Source organism: Pseudomonas putida (assembly GCF_002025705.1).
Taxonomy (GTDB): domain Bacteria; phylum Pseudomonadota; class Gammaproteobacteria; order Pseudomonadales; family Pseudomonadaceae; genus Aquipseudomonas; species Aquipseudomonas putida_J.
On the sequence record NZ_CP018846.1, the window covers coordinates 3,681,287 to 3,696,919 of the forward strand.

The 15,633-nt window shown below is 64.4% G+C and carries 13 protein-coding genes; 11 read left to right on the top strand and 2 right to left on the bottom strand.

All coding sequences use genetic code 11. The annotated features are described in order from the left end of the window. Positions 1 to 340: 340 nt before the first annotated feature. From BUQ73_RS16675 to BUQ73_RS16725, 11 genes are all read left to right on the top strand, one after another. Complete coding sequence (locus BUQ73_RS16675; protein WP_079228891.1) at positions 341 to 1,648, top strand: nucleotide sugar dehydrogenase; 1,308 nt, start codon at positions 341 to 343, stop codon at positions 1,646 to 1,648. A gap of 91 nt (positions 1,649 to 1,739) precedes the next feature. Further along, on the top strand, positions 1,740 to 3,269 hold the full coding sequence (locus tag BUQ73_RS16680) for a glycosyltransferase (protein ID WP_192858660.1): 1,530 nt from the start codon (positions 1,740 to 1,742) through the stop codon (positions 3,267 to 3,269). 16 nt (positions 3,270 to 3,285) lie between these two features. Beyond that, positions 3,286 to 4,449, top strand: a complete 1,164-nt coding sequence (locus BUQ73_RS16685) for a PilZ domain-containing protein (protein ID WP_079228892.1) — start codon at positions 3,286 to 3,288, stop codon at positions 4,447 to 4,449. 21 nt (positions 4,450 to 4,470) lie between these two features. Then, the gene (locus tag BUQ73_RS16690; RefSeq protein WP_079228893.1) at positions 4,471 to 5,922 is read left to right on the top strand and encodes a tetratricopeptide repeat protein; all 1,452 of its coding nucleotides are present in this window, start codon (positions 4,471 to 4,473) and stop codon (positions 5,920 to 5,922) included. After that, positions 5,919 to 7,373 (top strand): alginate export family protein, encoded by a 1,455-nt coding sequence (locus BUQ73_RS16695; protein WP_079228894.1) that lies wholly within the window; start codon positions 5,919 to 5,921, stop codon positions 7,371 to 7,373. Before BUQ73_RS16690 ends, BUQ73_RS16695 begins: the two co-directional genes overlap by 4 nt. A gap of 14 nt (positions 7,374 to 7,387) precedes the next feature. Further along, positions 7,388 to 8,815, top strand: coding sequence for an MBOAT family O-acyltransferase (locus tag BUQ73_RS16700; RefSeq protein ID WP_079228895.1), 1,428 nt, complete (start codon positions 7,388 to 7,390; stop codon positions 8,813 to 8,815). Between the two features lie 9 nt (positions 8,816 to 8,824). Beyond that, entirely contained in the window at positions 8,825 to 9,919 is a 1,095-nt protein-coding gene (locus tag BUQ73_RS16705) for an alginate O-acetyltransferase (RefSeq protein WP_079228896.1), read from the top strand. An 18-nt stretch (positions 9,920 to 9,937) separates the two neighbouring features. Next, complete coding sequence (locus tag BUQ73_RS16710; protein WP_079228897.1) at positions 9,938 to 10,567, top strand: alginate O-acetyltransferase AlgF; 630 nt, start codon at positions 9,938 to 9,940, stop codon at positions 10,565 to 10,567. 27 nt (positions 10,568 to 10,594) lie between these two features. Next, the gene (locus BUQ73_RS16715; protein WP_079228898.1) at positions 10,595 to 11,998 is read left to right on the top strand and encodes an alginate O-acetyltransferase AlgX-related protein; all 1,404 of its coding nucleotides are present in this window, start codon (positions 10,595 to 10,597) and stop codon (positions 11,996 to 11,998) included. A 146-nt stretch (positions 11,999 to 12,144) separates the two neighbouring features. Further along, a complete protein-coding gene (locus BUQ73_RS16720) occupies positions 12,145 to 13,230 on the top strand; it encodes a polysaccharide lyase (RefSeq protein WP_079228899.1) in 1,086 nt (361 codons plus the stop codon). A 3-nt stretch (positions 13,231 to 13,233) separates the two neighbouring features. Beyond that, on the top strand, positions 13,234 to 14,688 hold the full coding sequence (locus BUQ73_RS16725) for a right-handed parallel beta-helix repeat-containing protein (RefSeq protein ID WP_079228900.1): 1,455 nt from the start codon (positions 13,234 to 13,236) through the stop codon (positions 14,686 to 14,688). Positions 14,689 to 14,814: 126 nt separating this feature from the next. On the opposite strand, the gene BUQ73_RS16730 is transcribed toward BUQ73_RS16725, so the two are convergent. Beyond that, positions 14,815 to 15,246 carry a GNAT family N-acetyltransferase gene (locus tag BUQ73_RS16730; RefSeq protein ID WP_079228901.1) on the bottom strand — a complete coding sequence of 144 codons (432 nt, stop codon included), beginning with the start codon at positions 15,244 to 15,246 and terminating at the stop codon, positions 14,815 to 14,817. After that, positions 15,236 to 15,622 (bottom strand): DUF488 domain-containing protein, encoded by a 387-nt coding sequence (locus BUQ73_RS16735; RefSeq protein ID WP_079228902.1) that lies wholly within the window; start codon positions 15,620 to 15,622, stop codon positions 15,236 to 15,238. The genes BUQ73_RS16730 and BUQ73_RS16735 overlap by 11 nt, the downstream gene beginning before the upstream one ends. Positions 15,623 to 15,633: the final 11 nt, after the last annotated feature.

The window sequence follows — 15,633 nt, forward strand, 5'->3', positions numbered from 1 at the left end:
ATGCAAAACAGGAAAAACCGGGGAAACGCCATGCGCTTGGCGTCACTTTATTGCCACATGTGCAGTTATCATTTTTTTGACGCCCAACTAACAACAACTTTAACTTGTTGATTTTTAACGGTTTTTAAACTTTCACAGAGTGGATGTAAGTTATTTTCAAACAAGGGAATATCAAAGCTTGCAATAAAAATAAAAACACCTTTAGGCTGTAATAAGACAACTAAGAAACAGCCTGCAACGCCACTTCTGAGCGCGGCTTAATTCTGCGCGTCTGCCATTTCGACAACTTCATGAACGATGTATCTCGGCCGGCTTTGCCGTGCCCCAGGGAGAGGGACCTATGAACATCAGTATCTTTGGACTTGGCTATGTTGGCGCGGTCTGCGCGGGCTGCCTGTCGGCCCGCGGTCATCACGTGTTGGGGGTGGACATTTCCCCGGCGAAAATCGAACTGATCAACCAGGGCAAATCGCCGATCGTCGAGCCGGGCCTGGAACAGCTGCTGCAAGATGGCATCAGCAAGGGCCGACTGCGCGGCACCACCGACGTGCAAGCGGCGATCCTCGCCACCGACCTGTCGCTGCTGTGCGTCGGCACACCCAGCAAGAAGAACGGTGACCTGGACCTGGTGTACATGGAAGCGGTCTGCCGGGAAATCGGCACCGCCCTGCGCGACAAGGCCAGCCGCCATACCGTGGTGGTCCGCAGCACCGTGTTGCCAGGCACCGTGAAGAACGTGGTGATCCCGATTCTCGAAGAATGCTCGGGCAAGAAGGCCGGCGTCGACTTCGGTGTTGCGGTCAACCCGGAGTTCCTGCGCGAGAGCACAGCGATCCAGGACTACGATTTCCCGGCCATGACCGTGATTGGCGAACTGGACAGCCAGTCAGGCGACCTGCTCGAGTCGCTGTACAGCGAACTCGACGCGCCGGTGATCCGCAAGACCATCGAAGTCGCCGAGATGATCAAGTACACCTGCAACGTCTGGCACGCCACCAAGGTCACCTTCGCCAATGAAATCGGCAACATCGCCAAGGCTGCCGGCGTCGATGGCCGCGAGGTGATGGATGTGGTCTGCCAGGACCACAAGCTCAACCTGTCGCGCTACTACCTGCGCCCGGGCTTCGCCTTTGGTGGCTCGTGCCTGCCCAAGGATGTACGCGCCCTCACCTACCGTGCCGCCAGCCTGGATGTGAAAGCACCACTGCTTGACTCGCTGATGCCCAGCAACGCCTCGCAGGTGCAGAACGCCTTCGACCTCATCGAGCGCCAGGACAAACGCAAGATCGCCCTGCTGGGCCTTGCCTTCAAGGCCGGCACCGACGACCTGCGGGAAAGCCCGCTGGTGGAACTGGCCGAGCGCCTGATCGGCAAGGGCTACCAGCTGCACATCTTCGACGAGAACGTCGAGTACGCCCGGGTGCACGGGGCCAACAAGGAATACATCGAAGCGAAGATCCCGCACGTTTCGTCGCTGCTGCACAGCGACCTGCAGCAGGTGATCGATAACGCCGAGGTGATCGTCCTGGGCAACAACGACCCGCGCTTCGCCAGCGCCCTGCATGCCGACCACGGCAAACAGGTGATCGACCTGGTCGGCTTCATGCCCGGCCTGAGCGACAGCCGCACCCAAGGCATCTGCTGGTAACCGAGAAGGGCCTCACCACGCCCCACCCGCCACAGGCTCACGCCTGGGCGGCGTGGCGCGCGGGCATCGCAAAAACAGGAGTCAAGCCGACATGGATCGACAGCAACCGCCCTTCGTGGCACCCGGCTACCTGCGCGCAAGCGCCAGCTTCTTCGGCTGGGCGTGCCTCGCCGGGCTGATCGCGCTGGCGTCGGAAATGGTCGCGCCGCAGTACCTGGACCCAGACCACCACCTGTTCATCTTCATCATCGGCACGCTGGGCATGTGGCGCTATGGCAACGCCATCGTCCATTACCTGCGTGGCATGTACTTCCTGCACTGGAAGTTCCCGCGCCTGCGCCGGCAGGTCGAGCGCCTGGGCGATGCAGCGCTGCCCTCGCACATGTTCATGGTGGTGACCAGCTTCCGCATCCCCACCATGACCACCTTCAAGGTCTACCAATCGGTGTTCCAGGAAGTGCAACGGCTGAAGGTGCCGTGCACGGTGATCGCCTCGATCGTCGAGAAAGGCGACGAGACCTTCATCAAGGACATCATGCGCAACGAGGTCAAGGACCGCGACGACATCAAGCTGGTGATCGTTCGCGCCCGCGGCACCGGCAAGCGTGACGGCCTGGCCCATGCCTTCCGCGCGCTGTCGCGGCAGATGCCGCTGAGTGATGCGGTGGTCGGCGTGGTCGATGGCGACACCATGATGCTGCCCGGCTGCGTCGAGCGTGCGGTCAAGCTGTTCGCCGTGCTGCCGGACGTGGGCGGCCTGACCACCAACGAATTCTGCGAAGTCGAAGGCAGCCGCTGGATGCGCCAGTGGCACTCGATGCGTTTCGTCCAGCGCCACATCAACATGTGCTCGATGGCCCTGTCGCACCGGGTGCTGACCCTGACCGGGCGGTTGTCGTTCTTCCGCGCCGAAGTGATGATCGACCCCGAGTTCATCCGCGACGTCGAAGCCGACTTCCTCGAACACTGGCGCCTGGGCCGCTTCCAGTTCCTCACCGGCGACGACAAGTCGAGCTGGCTGAGCCTGATGCGCGCAGGCTGGAACACCTTCTACGTGCCCGACAGCCACACCCTGACCGTCGAGCACCCGCCCAGCGACAGCTTCTGGATCGCCACCCGCCAGCTGATGTTCCGCTGGTACGGCAACTCGCTGCGGCAGAACTTCCGCGCCACTGCGCTGCTTGGCCGCGCCCGCCTGGGTCTGTTCACGCTGTACGTGCTGTTCGACCAGCGTGTCTCGATGTGGACCTGCCTGATGGGCCTGACCGCCTCGGTGGTGGCCGGCCTGGTGTTCGGTATCCAGTACCTGCTGGTGTACCTGTTCTGGGTGCTGATCTCGCGCAGCCTGGTGACCGTGCTGTTCGTCTTTGCCGGCCACCCGGTCAGCCCGATGTACCCCTTCGTTCTTTATTACAACCAGATAGTCGGTTCGCTGATGAAGGTCTACGCGATGTTCCACATGGACCAGCAAAGCTGGACGCGGCAGAAGACCACCCTGGCCACTGGCAGCGTCGACTTCGACGCCAGCCTCAACCGCTGGTCCTCGAAGGCGATGCTGTGCTCCTCGATCGCCATCTTCTTCGGGGTCATCACCGTTCTCCTAGAGCTCTCGCAACGTTAAGGAAAGGCGCCTGCATATGAGTACCACGAACATTCCCGCGGCCCCGGGCAAGACAGCGGCCAACATCGTCCACGAGGCGGTCGACGAGCGCCAGTACGTGCGCACCCGGATGAACGCGCGAGTGCGCCTGGCCAGTGCCGGCCAGCCCCCATTCGAAGTGGCCCTGCAGGACATTTCCCTGGGTGGCCTGGGCCTGAATCATGACGCGCCGCTGAAAGTCGGCACCCTGTACGACGCCTCGATCCGCCTGCGCCTGAACCAGGTCGACCTGAACATCGACAGCAAGATCCGTATCGTCTCCCAGCGCGGCAGCGAAGTAGGCGCGCAGTTCGTCGAGCTCGATGCACAGAAGCGCGACATCCTGCGCTACCTGATCAGCGCCTACATGTCGGGCGAAATCGCCGACATCAATGGCCTGTTCAATGTGATGCAGCGCGAGAACTACATCAAGGAACGCAAGCACAAGTACGCCAGTGCACGCACCCCGGGCGCGCGCCTCAAGGCCATGGCCGGTACCTTGCTGTACACCGCCGCCGGCGTCGCCGCGCTGGCCTTCGTCGGCTACAAGGGCTACCTGCTGTTCTTCCGCATCCCGGCGCTGCAGGCCCAGGTGGCGGCCAACGCCCAGGTCATCAGCATGCCCGACAACGGCTATGTGAAGTACCTGCTGCCCGCCGGCGCCACCGACGTGCAGGCCGGCCAGCCGCTGGCCAGCATCTCCACGCAGCTGGCCACCAGCTTCACCAGCCCGGCCGACATGAAGGCCGTCGCCGACCTGTCGCCGGGCGACCTGCAAACCCTGCTCGGCCGGGCCACCATCGAGACGGTGATCAACAGCCCGTGCGACTGCCAGGTCTACTACCCGAGCCAGCGCCTCGACGGCTACGGCTACAAGGAAGCCCCGCTGATGCACCTGCTGCCCAAGGACCAGGGCCTGTTCGTGCGCGCCAATGTGCCATTCGACAAGCTCGCCGATGTCGACCGGGTGAAGTCGGTGGACATGCAGGTGTTCGGCCTCGACCAGCATTACAGCGGCAAGGTGGTGGACGCGCGCGTCGACGAGGTCAACCGCAACCTGGCGCTGACCATCCAGCCTGACAGTCCGCTGCCGGCCGATGCCTACCAGAAAGCGGTGGCGGTCGACCTGTTCCTGGGCCTGCCGTTCGGCGCAGCGCGCTAAGCGGCCAAGGACGATGACTCCATGACCGTGAACATGCCCCCCCGCCTGCTGCTGGCCGGCCTGGCCCTGGCCTGCGCCAGCACGGCCAGCGCCGGGCAGAGCCTGGAACAGATCCGCTACGCGCTGTACAAGGACCCGTCGGCCGAGGTCACCAGCGACCTGCGCGAGCTGGCTGGCCGTGGCGACCTGGCCAGTACCTTGCTGCTTGGCGATGTGCTGGCCGGGCGCGAAGACGCCAGCCGCGCGGAAGTGGTGGCGCTCTATCAGAAGGCCTTTGCCGACGGCCATGGCATGGTCCCGGCACTGGCTTCGCTGGCCCGCCTGATCGACCGCACCCCGAGCCTGCGCGAGGCGCAACGGCCCTGGATGGCGCAGGCACTGACGCGCTACCCGGCCAACCTCGACCCGCGCAACACCAGCACCACGCTGGAAGTGTTCCTGACCTACCCGGAGCTGGTCGACACCGCCCAGGCCGCCCAGCTGCTGGCCCTGTACCAGCAAGCCTGCCTGCTCAACTGCCGCCCCGAGCTGTACCACGCCGTGCTCGCCGAGCGCCAGGGTGACCGCGCCAGCGCCGAGCGCTGGTATCGCCAGGCGGTGCGCGTGGACGTGCGAGCCCTGGACCGCTACTACGCCTTCCTTGGCGAGCAGCAGGACCGCCTGTTCCCGCCCTTCGCCGACCAGCTCGAGCCCGAGCGCGAACAGTTGCCGGTAGAGATCATCCACCGCGTCGCCGCGCTGCTCGATAGCATCACCAGCGTGCAGCGTGCCGAACAGGAAGCAGACCGCTACGAGAACCAGGCCAGCGCGCCCGGCGCCGAGAAGCTGCCGCCAACCGCCGAGCAACTGGCCCGCGAAAAAGCCCAGAGTGACGCCCTGAACCTGGCCACCGCCCGCGTCCAGCGCTGGCGCGATGTGGCCGTGGCACGGGGCTTTGTACCGGCCATGGTGTCCAAGGCCAACTACATGATCTCCAACCCGACCGAGCACAACGCCGAGGAAACCCAGGCGCTGATCGACCAGGTGCGCGAACGCGAACCGACCCGGGCCAAGGCGTTGCAGGCGCAGTTCTACATGGTCAACAACTGGCTGACCCTGGACCCGGACAAAGCCCGCGCGCTGATCGACGAACTGCGTGCCAGCGGCTACCCCGGTGCCGGCCTGCTGCTGGCCGAGTACTACAGCAAGGGCGTCGAGGACCAACCCGACCAGGAAAAGGCCCTGGCACTGTTCCAGGCCGAAGCCGACAAGGGCAACACCGCCGCCTGGTACCGCATGGCCACCCTGCACGCCTACGGCCGTGCCCTGTGCCACGACCCGGTCAAGGCCTACACCTACGCCCGTGTCGCCCTCGACCTGGGTGAACGCGGCGCGCGCAGCCTGATCAAGCGCCTGGAAAAGACCCTGCCAAAGGATGACATCGAGCGCGCCCTGGCCGCTCGCAACGGGCTGTACAAGGAGGCCACCCTGTGAAAGCGCACCACCCCCTGTTCGGCGCCCTGCTGGCCCTGGCACCCTTGCCGGCGGCCTTCGCCGCAGAAGAAATCACCGGCCCCGAAGCCGACAGCAACGAACCGGTGCGCGTCGCCGCCCTGGATGGCAGCGAGCCGGTGATCACTTCGGAAGTGTTCAACAAGCTCACCGTGCAGACCGGCTACGGCCCCGAGGACTCCCAGGTCGGCAGCGACCGCGAGACGTTCTACAGCCTGCGCTACGAGCCGTCGTTCGCCTGGTACTCGCCAGAAAAGCGCTGGGCCAAATGGATGGTCTACGGCCGCCTGTGGCTGAACTACGACTCCAGCCAGTCGAGCAACCTGGCCAACGAAGCCAGCAACAGCAATGAACGCGAGCAGCCCGAAGGCTGGTACGCCGAACTGCGCGAGCTGTACGTCAAGCGCAACCTGATCGGCGACGACCCGCGCTTCTCGGCCTCGTTCGGCCGCCAGCGCTTCTATGACGACTACGGCATCTGGTGGGACGACAGCCTCGAATCGCTGCGCTTCAACTACCAGGACACCTTCTCCGAGGCGTTCTTCGCCGTCGGCCAGAAGTTCCACAACTACAACACCGACGTCAACCGCCTGGCCGACAGCGAGGAGCGCACCACCTACCTGATGGGCCAGTACGCCTACCGCTGGAGCCAGAACAACCAGGTCGGTGTGCGCCTGATGCACGAGAACGACCACAGCGGCCACGACGCCGACGACCGCTACGACTTCAAGGGCATGCGCTACGGGCTGTTCTTCAAGGGCGACAACCTCGCCTACCCGGTGCTCAGCGACTACCACCTGGAACTGGCAGCGCTGGACGGCAAGATGGACAACACCGACGGCAACGGCGTCACCACCACCGGCCACAGCAGCAAGGGCTGGGCGGTGCTGGGCGAAGTCGGCAAGCGCTTCGACAGCCTGCCATGGACACCACGCCTGGCGCTGCGTGGTGGCCTGACCGACAAGCCCAGCGATGAGAACGATGGCTTCCGCCTGAACACCATCCAGTCCGACCGCATCACCCGCAGCGGCTCCTACAGCACCCGCCTGACCAGTTCGTTCGTCGCCCTCGACCTGCGCAACCTGAGCTACTACGGCTTCGCCGTGGAAACCCGCCCCACCCCGCGCAGTGCGCTGGACCTGCGGGTGACCCAGCTCGACCTGCGCGATGCCGACGGCACCTTGCCGATCCGCATGAATGGCGACCAGCGTGCCGAGCGTAACCGCGCCATCAACCAGGGCAGCAACGGCAACGGGCGCAACGTCGGGCAGATGGTCGACCTCAACTACTACTGGAAGATGTTTCCGGTGGCTATCGATGGCAAGCACCTGGACGTCAACGCGCTGGTCAGCGCCAGTTACCTCAATGCCGGCAGTGCATTGGCAACCGGCGACGACTACCAGCTGAGCGTCGGCGTGGTGATCAGTTACTAAGGAAGGGCCGTGCCATGATTTTCGCCTCCAATGTGTTCCTGTTCCTTTACCTGCCGCTGTTCCTGGCCGTGTATTTCCTGACCAAGGCGCAGTGGCGCTCCACGGTGATCGTGGCCGCCAGCTACATCTTCTATGCCTGGTGGCGACCGGACTTCCTGCTGTTGTTCGTCGGCATCACCTACTGGAATTACTGGTTCGGCCTGCGCATCAAGGCACGCCTGGACGCCGGCAACAAAGCCATGGCCTTGCGCCTGCTGTGGATCGGCGTGGCCGGCAACCTGGCGACCCTGGGCTACTTCAAGTACGCCAACTTCGGCGCCGAAGTGCTAGCCATGCTGCTGGCACCGCTGGGCATCAACACCTGGACACTGGAGAACATCTTCCTGCCGCTGGGCATTTCGTTCTACGTGTTCCATGCCCTGAGCTACATCGTCGACATCTACCGCAAGGACGCCACGCCAACGCGCAACTTCATCGACTTCGCCGCCTTCGTCGCGCTGTTCCCGCACCTGGTGGCCGGGCCGATCCTGCGCTACAGCCAGCTGGCGCCGCAGCTGCGTGAACGCACCCACTCGCTGGAGCTGTTCTCGCTGGGCGTGTGCCGCTTCATGCTCGGTTTCATCATGAAGGTGCTGATCGCCGACCGCCTGGCGCCGATCAACCTGCTGTTCGTCAGCGAAGGCACGCTGCAATTCAGCGATGCCTGGTTCGGCCTGGTGATCTCGACCCTGCAGCTGTACTTCGACTTCGCCGGCTACAGCCACATGGCCCTGGGCCTGGCGCTGATGATGGGCTTCCGCTTCCCGGAGAACTTCAACCAGCCTTATGTGGCGCAGAGCATCACTGAGTTCTGGGCACGCTGGCACATGACCTTGGCGCATTTCCTGCGCGACTACGTGTACTTGCCGCTTGTGCGCAAGCGCGTGGCCGGCGCGATGCCGGCGCTGATCTGGACCATGCTGCTGTCAGGCCTGTGGCACGGCGCGAGCTTCGCCTTCATCTGCTGGGGCCTGTTCTTTGGGGTCGGCATGGTGCTCGAACGCAAGTTCAACCTGGCGACCAAGGTCGGTGGGCCCTACAAGCCGGGCCGCAATCTGCGCACCGGCCTGTTGATCGTGTTGAGCATGCCTTTGTTCTTCACCATGGACCTGCGCCACAGCATCGACATCTACAAGGCGCTGTTCGGCTTCAACGGCTTCGGCTCGCTGGAGCTGTACGTGCTCGGCGCCTCGAAGATGGCCATGGCCTTTGCCTTGGTAGCGCTGGCCTGGCTGGTACTGGCCGGGATCAACAACCTGTGCTTCTACGCCGGCAACAAGGAAGGCTATTTCATGCGCCATGTCGGCGCGCTGCACAGCGTGCTGCTGTGGGGGGGCTTCTTGCTGGCGCTGAGCAGCCTGGCGGCCAACTCGTTCTCACCCTTCCTGTATTTCCAGTTCTAGGAGAGTGCCATGTACCCGGTGATGAATTCGGCCAGCAAGGCCAATGGCATTCTGTTCGTGGTGGTACTGGCGGCGATGTTCGTCTATTCGCTGCCACCGGTGTTCAGCTTTGCCCGTACCTCGACCGACACCTGGAACCTGTTTGTCGACGGCAAGCTGCTGCGCAAGTTCGAGCAGGCCTACGACAAGCGTTTCTTCCTGCGCGAGCCGTCGGTGCAGCTGTGGGCCGATGCCCAGTTCCACCTGTTTGGCGAAGGCACCAAGGGCGTGGTGCTGGGCAAGGATGGCTGGCTCTACACCAACCAGGAATACCGCGTGCCCAACGACCTCGAAGCCAACCTGGCAAGCCAGCTGGAGCAAATCGCGAAGGTCCGTACGCAGCTGGCCGAGCATGGCAAGCAGCTGGTGATCCTGCCGTTGCCGATGAAGCTGGATGTGTACGCGGCGCATGCCCAGCACGCCTTCGACCCACGGGTGGCCAGCCTCTACGACCAATTCGTCGGCGAGCTGCAAAGCCGCCAGCTGGACGTAGTACCGCTGCGCGAGGCATTCCTCGCCAACCTCGAAGGCCCGCAACTGTTCCTCAAGTCCGACACCCACTGGAGCCCGGAAGGCGCACGGCTGTCGGCCTACGAACTGGCACGCCAGCGCCCGCAATTGCTGGGTGACCAGGTGTACGTGTCGCGCAAGGCTGGCGAGAAGAGCGTCAAGGGCGACCTGATGAACTACATCCAGTTCGACCATGCGCGCCTGGCGCCGCAGTTCGGCCCCAACCCGATCGCCCTGTACGAAACCCTCAAGGCCACGCAAGGCGCCGACGACCTGTTCGCCGAGGAAGACCAGAGCCTGCTGCTGGTCGGTACCAGCTACAGCAAGATCGACGACTGGAACTTCGTCGGCTTCCTCAAGGAGGCGCTCAACCGCGACCTGCTGAGCATCGCCGTGGAAGCCCGCGGCCCGTTCGAAGCCATGAACCAGTTCCTCGCCAGCGACCAGCTGGCCAACACGCAGATCGATACCGTGGTCTGGGAATTCCCCCTGCGCACCCTGCTCGCCCATCGCCCCGGCTCGCTCAGCCGCAGCGCTGCGCCCCAGCATTTCTGACGATTCAAGGAGAGCCTGATGAAACTTACTTCGCTGTTCACCGCCATCGCCCTGGCCACTGCCAGCCATGCCGCCCTGGCCGCCGAAGGCAACGCCGACCTGTACGACGCCGTAGCCCCGGCCGACTCGGCGTTCGTGCGGGTGCTGAACCTGTCCGACAGCAACATCGACGTCAGCCTCAGCGGCAAGGTCAACCCGCAGCGGGTCGCCGCCGGCCAGCTCAGCGGCTACCGCTTCACCGCCGCCGGCCCGCACAAGATCGCCGTCGGCGGCAAGTCGATCGAACCGCAGCTCAAGGCCAATGCCGCCAGCACCGTGGTCTACGACGGCAAGCAACTGAAGCTGATCAGCGACAAGTACGTCAACGAGCCGAAGAAGGCGCAGATCGCCTTCTACAACCTGACCCCCAACCAGGCCGCGCTGAAGACCTCCGATGGCAAGCACGAGGTGGTCGAAGCGCTTGGCAACGGCGAGACCGGCACGCGCATGGTCAACGAAATCAAGATCGACTTCGCTGCCTACCAGCAGGACACCAAGGTCGCCAGCTTCGACGAGCAGTTCCTCAAGAAGGGCCGCTCGTACAGCTACGTACTGCTGCCGGGCAACCGCAGCATGACCCTGGCCAACAGCATCGACCCGACCGAGTGATGAATGCCCTGCAAGGATGAATGGCACATGAAGACCCTTGTACCTTTTGGCCTGAGCGCTGCCCTGGCCTTGTTCAGCCTGCCGGGCCTGGCCGCGCAGCAGGCCCAGGCGAGCAAGCCAGGTTGCGAGAACCTGCAGTGCATGGTTTGCCCGGCAATGAGCGACCCGCAACGCTATGCCGAAGGGCGCATGAAGCTGATGCGCGAAATCGTGCCTGGCAAGGACCGCTGGCTGTTCCGCTCGGTCGTCGACCTGACCAACGACTTCGGCATCCCCGCCCCGATGCGCCCGGAGTTCGCCCGCCTGATGCAGGCCTTCGAACGCCAGGGCATTCATGTGGCCATGGCCATCCAGCCGACCCGCGGCCTGATGCACCGCGACAAGCTGTTCGCCGACCAGTTGCACGGTTTCGACTACGCCCGCGCCAGCAACAGCCTGGCCACCTACCTCGGCCAGCTGCGCCAGGGCGGCGCGGTGGTGACGCCGATGATGCAGCTGGTACAGCAGCCGCCCAAGGGCGAGTACTTCTTCCGCCGCGATCACCACTGGACGCCTACCGGTGCCGAGGCCACGGCAAAACTGATGGCTGAAGAAATCCGCCGCCAGCCGTTCTATGCCGGCCTTACCAAGAAGGAGTACCGCACCGAGCCAGGCGTAATGGTGCCCAAGGACGGCACGATGAACCTGGCGATGAGTTCGCTGTGCGGCAACAACTATGGTTTCCAGTATGTCCGTGGTTACCAGACCATCCCGGTGGCCAGCGGTGGCGACGCGCTGTTCGACGAAGCGCCGGACCCGGAAGTGATCCTGGTCGGCGACAGTAACGCCGCAGCCCGCGAAGACGAGAGCAAGCAGTTCAACTTCGATGGCTACCTGAAGCAGTACCTGAACGTCGACATTCTCAACTACGCCCTGCCCGGGGTCGGTGAAGATGGCTCGCTGCTGGAGTACCTGCTGTCCAGCGACTACAAGCCCAAGGCGCCGCCCAAGCTGATCGTCTGGGAACTGCCGGCCAACTACCGGCTCGACTCGCCGTTGATGTATCGCCAGCTGGTGCCGGCGGTTCAGGGCGGCTGTGCGGCAAACAAGGAGGTGCTCGGGGCGAAACTGCAGCGCCCGGCCTTGAAGGTGGGTGAGCGCATCGAACTGCTGAGCAATGCCGGCAGTGGTCGCCAGGCGCTGTCGAAGGGGTTTCTCGACATTCGCCTGAGCGACAAGAACGTCAAGGACTTCTACATCATCGTCTATTACGACAACGGTGCGCGGGACAAGGTGTGGTTCCGCCGTGAGGCGGCGGTGACCGGCGGGCAATACTACCTGGAGCTGAGCAAGGCACCGGAGTTTGCCGGGGCCAACCTGTTGTCGGTGTTCATGGAGCCGACCAAGGCCGGCACCGCGGCGACCAATGTGGAGACGCGCCTGTGCCTTTGAAGAAGGTATTGCCAAACCTGGGGCTGCTTTGCAGCCCTTTCGCGACACAAGGCCGCTCCTACAATGCACCGCGATCGCCTGTAGGAGCGGCCTTGCGTCGCGATAGGGGCGCAACGCGCCCCCTGAATGCTGCACTACTGCTCGCCATGGCGCTGCTAACCCCCCAGACCCAGGCAGCGCAATCCATCTGGCCCCCCCACAGCACTGCACAATCGGCCATGATCGCCGACTACCGCACCCTGGCCTGCACCAAGGAGCCCCCCGCGCCCTACACCGGCAGCCTGCGCCTTGAAAGCAAATACGACCAACGCGACGCCAGCAAGTCGACCCTGCGCAGCAGCCCCGACGCCGACAGCGAACGCATCGGCAAGCAAGTCAAGGAGTTCGTCGGTGGCCTGATCTACGCCAGCAAACGCTTCCAGCGTGCCAAGAAACCCCAGGACGCCAACATGGCCCTGGCCTGCCAGGACCAATGGCTGCAACACTGGGCCGACGCCGGCGCCCTGCTGAACCCCGATGCCAGCGGCACCGGCATGGCCGCACGAAAATGGGCACTGGCCGCCATGGCCGGTGCCGTGCTGCTGACCCAATCGGCCAGCGACGGCAAGCTGCAGCTGAGCGAAGCGCAGCGCAACTGGTTCACCCGCCTTGGCGAGCTGGTGATCCGCGAGTACGACCCACGCCGCAGCGCCAGCGGTGTGTACTTCAACAACCACGACTACTGGGCAGCCTGGGCCGTGGCCGCGACCGGCATGCTGGTAGGCCGCGACGACTTCATCCAGTGGGCCGATGGCAACCTGCGCCGTGGCCTGGCCCAGGCCGTGCGCGCCAACAACGGCAACTACGCCTACCTGCCGCTGGAAGTGGCTCGCAGCAAGCTGGCTGCCAACTACAGCCAGTACGCCCTGGTGCCGCTGGTGCTGCTGGCCGAATCGGCGCGCGCCAACGGCCTGCCGTGGAGCCGCGAAGACCAGCAGACTCTCGACCTGCTGGCCAACTTCGCCGCCCGCACGGTGCTGGCCCCAGGCGACCTGCCCGAACTCAAGGGGCAGTCCCAGGCCGATGTGGCCCCGTACAAGATGGCCTGGCTGATCCCGTTCCTGCAGCGCAACCCCGGCCATGCGCTGGCGCGCCAGCTGTACGACAGCGAAGACGGCGAGGTGGACAACTACAGCCAGCTCGGCGGCCCGATCAAAGCGTTCTACCCCCCACTGCCCGGATCAAGGAGCTGACCCATGGCTGCCCTCGCCCGCTTTTCCCTCACCTGCCTGGCCGCCCTGTGCCTGGCAGGCACTGCCCAGGCCGCCAGCCAGGCGCTGCCGGTCAATCAGACCGTAGACACCTTGCCCAGCGAGCAACGCCAGCTCAAGGCTGACCAACTGCGCCAGCAGGTGCGCCAGGCCGTGGCATTCCAGCAGGCCGAACGGCAACGCCCGGCCGGGCGCGCCAGCGTCAGCCTGCAACCGATGTTCTCGTCCCAGGCCGGCAGCTGGCCGTTCGAGCCGTTCGTCAACAACGGCCTGTTCCGTGCCATCGCTGGCTACCAGGCACACCACCCGCAGGTGGTGATGCTGCGCGGCGGCAGCATCACCCTGGCGCAGTTGCACGATGCACTGAACGACCCACGCATCCTCAAGCGCTACAAGGATGGCTACCTGCTCAGCTACCCGCTGATGATCGGCAGCGACGCAGGGCTGGTGCTCGAAGGCACCAGCCTGTACCTGTCGGCGTTCGCCGGCACCGCGCTGATCAACCAGGGCTGGCTAGGGCTGAACCAGTCCAGCCTGCAGAGCATGGCCGGCGACAAACCGGGCAGTACCGACCGCGCCTGGCGGCCATTCGTGGTGGCCTGGGCTGGCAGCCATACCCAGGTGCTCGGCTCGACGCTCAAGCGCCTGGGCTACAACGCCAACCTCTCGCGTGGCCTGAGCACCGCCTTGAGCACCCAGCAGGCGGCCAGCACCCGCCCGGCCACGGTGATCATCCGTGACAGCCAGTTCAGCGAGATGTCCAGCGCCGTGGAACTGCAGCACAGCCAGGCGACCATCACCGGCAGCCAGTTCGAGCAGTCGCAGCAGTACGCCATCGATGTGCAGAACAGCCAGGTCAAGCTGCAGGGCAACCAGCTGCGTGGCATCGACAACAACAGTGGCGTGCGCTTGCGTGGCCAGACCCGCGCCCTGGTCGAAGGCAACCTGATCCTCGGTGCGACCAAGGCCGCCATCGAAGTCAGCGAGCAACAGGGCGCGGTGCTGCTGGCCGGCAACCGCATCGGCGACAGCCGGGGCAATGGCATCCAGCTGCGCAACCTGGCACCTAGCGTGGCGGCACCGCTGGTGATCGATGACAACCTGCTGGCCAGCAGCCAGGGCAGCGCGGTGGATGCCAGCGAGGTGGGTGCCGTGGCGCTGCTCGACAACCGCATCGGCAATACCGCGGAATATGCCGTCAGCCTGCGCAACGCCACGCCGCTGGCCGGGCCACTGGTGCTCAGCGGCAACCGCCTGGGCCGAGTCGGCAAGGCGCTGGTACGGGTGGAGGGTGTGCGGGATGTGGTGCTGGGGGGCAACAGCTTCGATGGCAAGCCGTTGCTGCAGAACCTGTTGATCGGGGATTTGCTGCCGTTGCAGGGCCAGTTGCTCGAGGCCACGGTTCGCCAGGGTGAGACTGTGCGGGTCAGGCAGCAATGATCCAGCATCTGCTGTGACTTTACTGGCCTCTTCGCGGGTAAACCCGCTCCCACAGGCATTGCACAGGTATCGGAACCTGTGAGGATCCTGTGGGAGCGGGTTTACCCGCGAAGAGGCCGCTACAGGTCAACCGATAACCCGCTGCATCCTCACAAAGCAATCATCCTCACCCATCTCGACAAACCCATGGCGCAGGTACAGCTGCCGCGCCGGGTTGCTCTTGAACACCATCAGCCTCAACAGCGGCAGCCGCCGCTGCGCCGCCCAATCGGCCAGTGTTTCCAGCACCTGGCTGCCCACCCCGCGCCCACGTTGTTCCGGCAACAGGTGCAACTCACGAATGAACAACGCCTGCCGGTCCTGGCCAAGGCTGCAGAAACCCAGCACGGTCTCCCCTTCCATCACCAGCCACTGCTCGCGCCAACCCCAGGCTTCATCGAACGCTTGCTCGATCCACAACAGGTCGAATTCGCGGTAATAGGGCAACATCGCCCGCCGCGTCAGGTCGCGGGCAAAGGTGCGCCAGGCATCGCTCGCGGCGATCAGCTCAACGGGCATAGCACACCGGCGAGCTGCTCGGGCCGCGACGCTCCAGTTCATCTTCCAGCCAGGCCGCAAGCACCTGGGCGTTGTTGTGCTCGGTGTCCTTACCGGCATACAGCAAGGTCAGGTTGCCTTTGGCTGCAAGATCGAGCAGCGGATACCAGTGTTCAGGGTGCGCCGCCAGTTCGTGCTGATAGCGCTCGGTGAACCCGGCGAAATCCACCGCGCCCTGGTGGAACGCCTTGCGCAAATCAGTGGATGGCGCCACGTCGCGAAACCACTCGCCATGCAGTTCATCCTTGCGTTTGTTGCGCGGCCACAGGCGATCGACCAGCACACGCTGACCATCTTCTTTCTCTGGCGCGTCGTAGAAGCGCTTGCAGCGAATCATGGGGTTCTCCT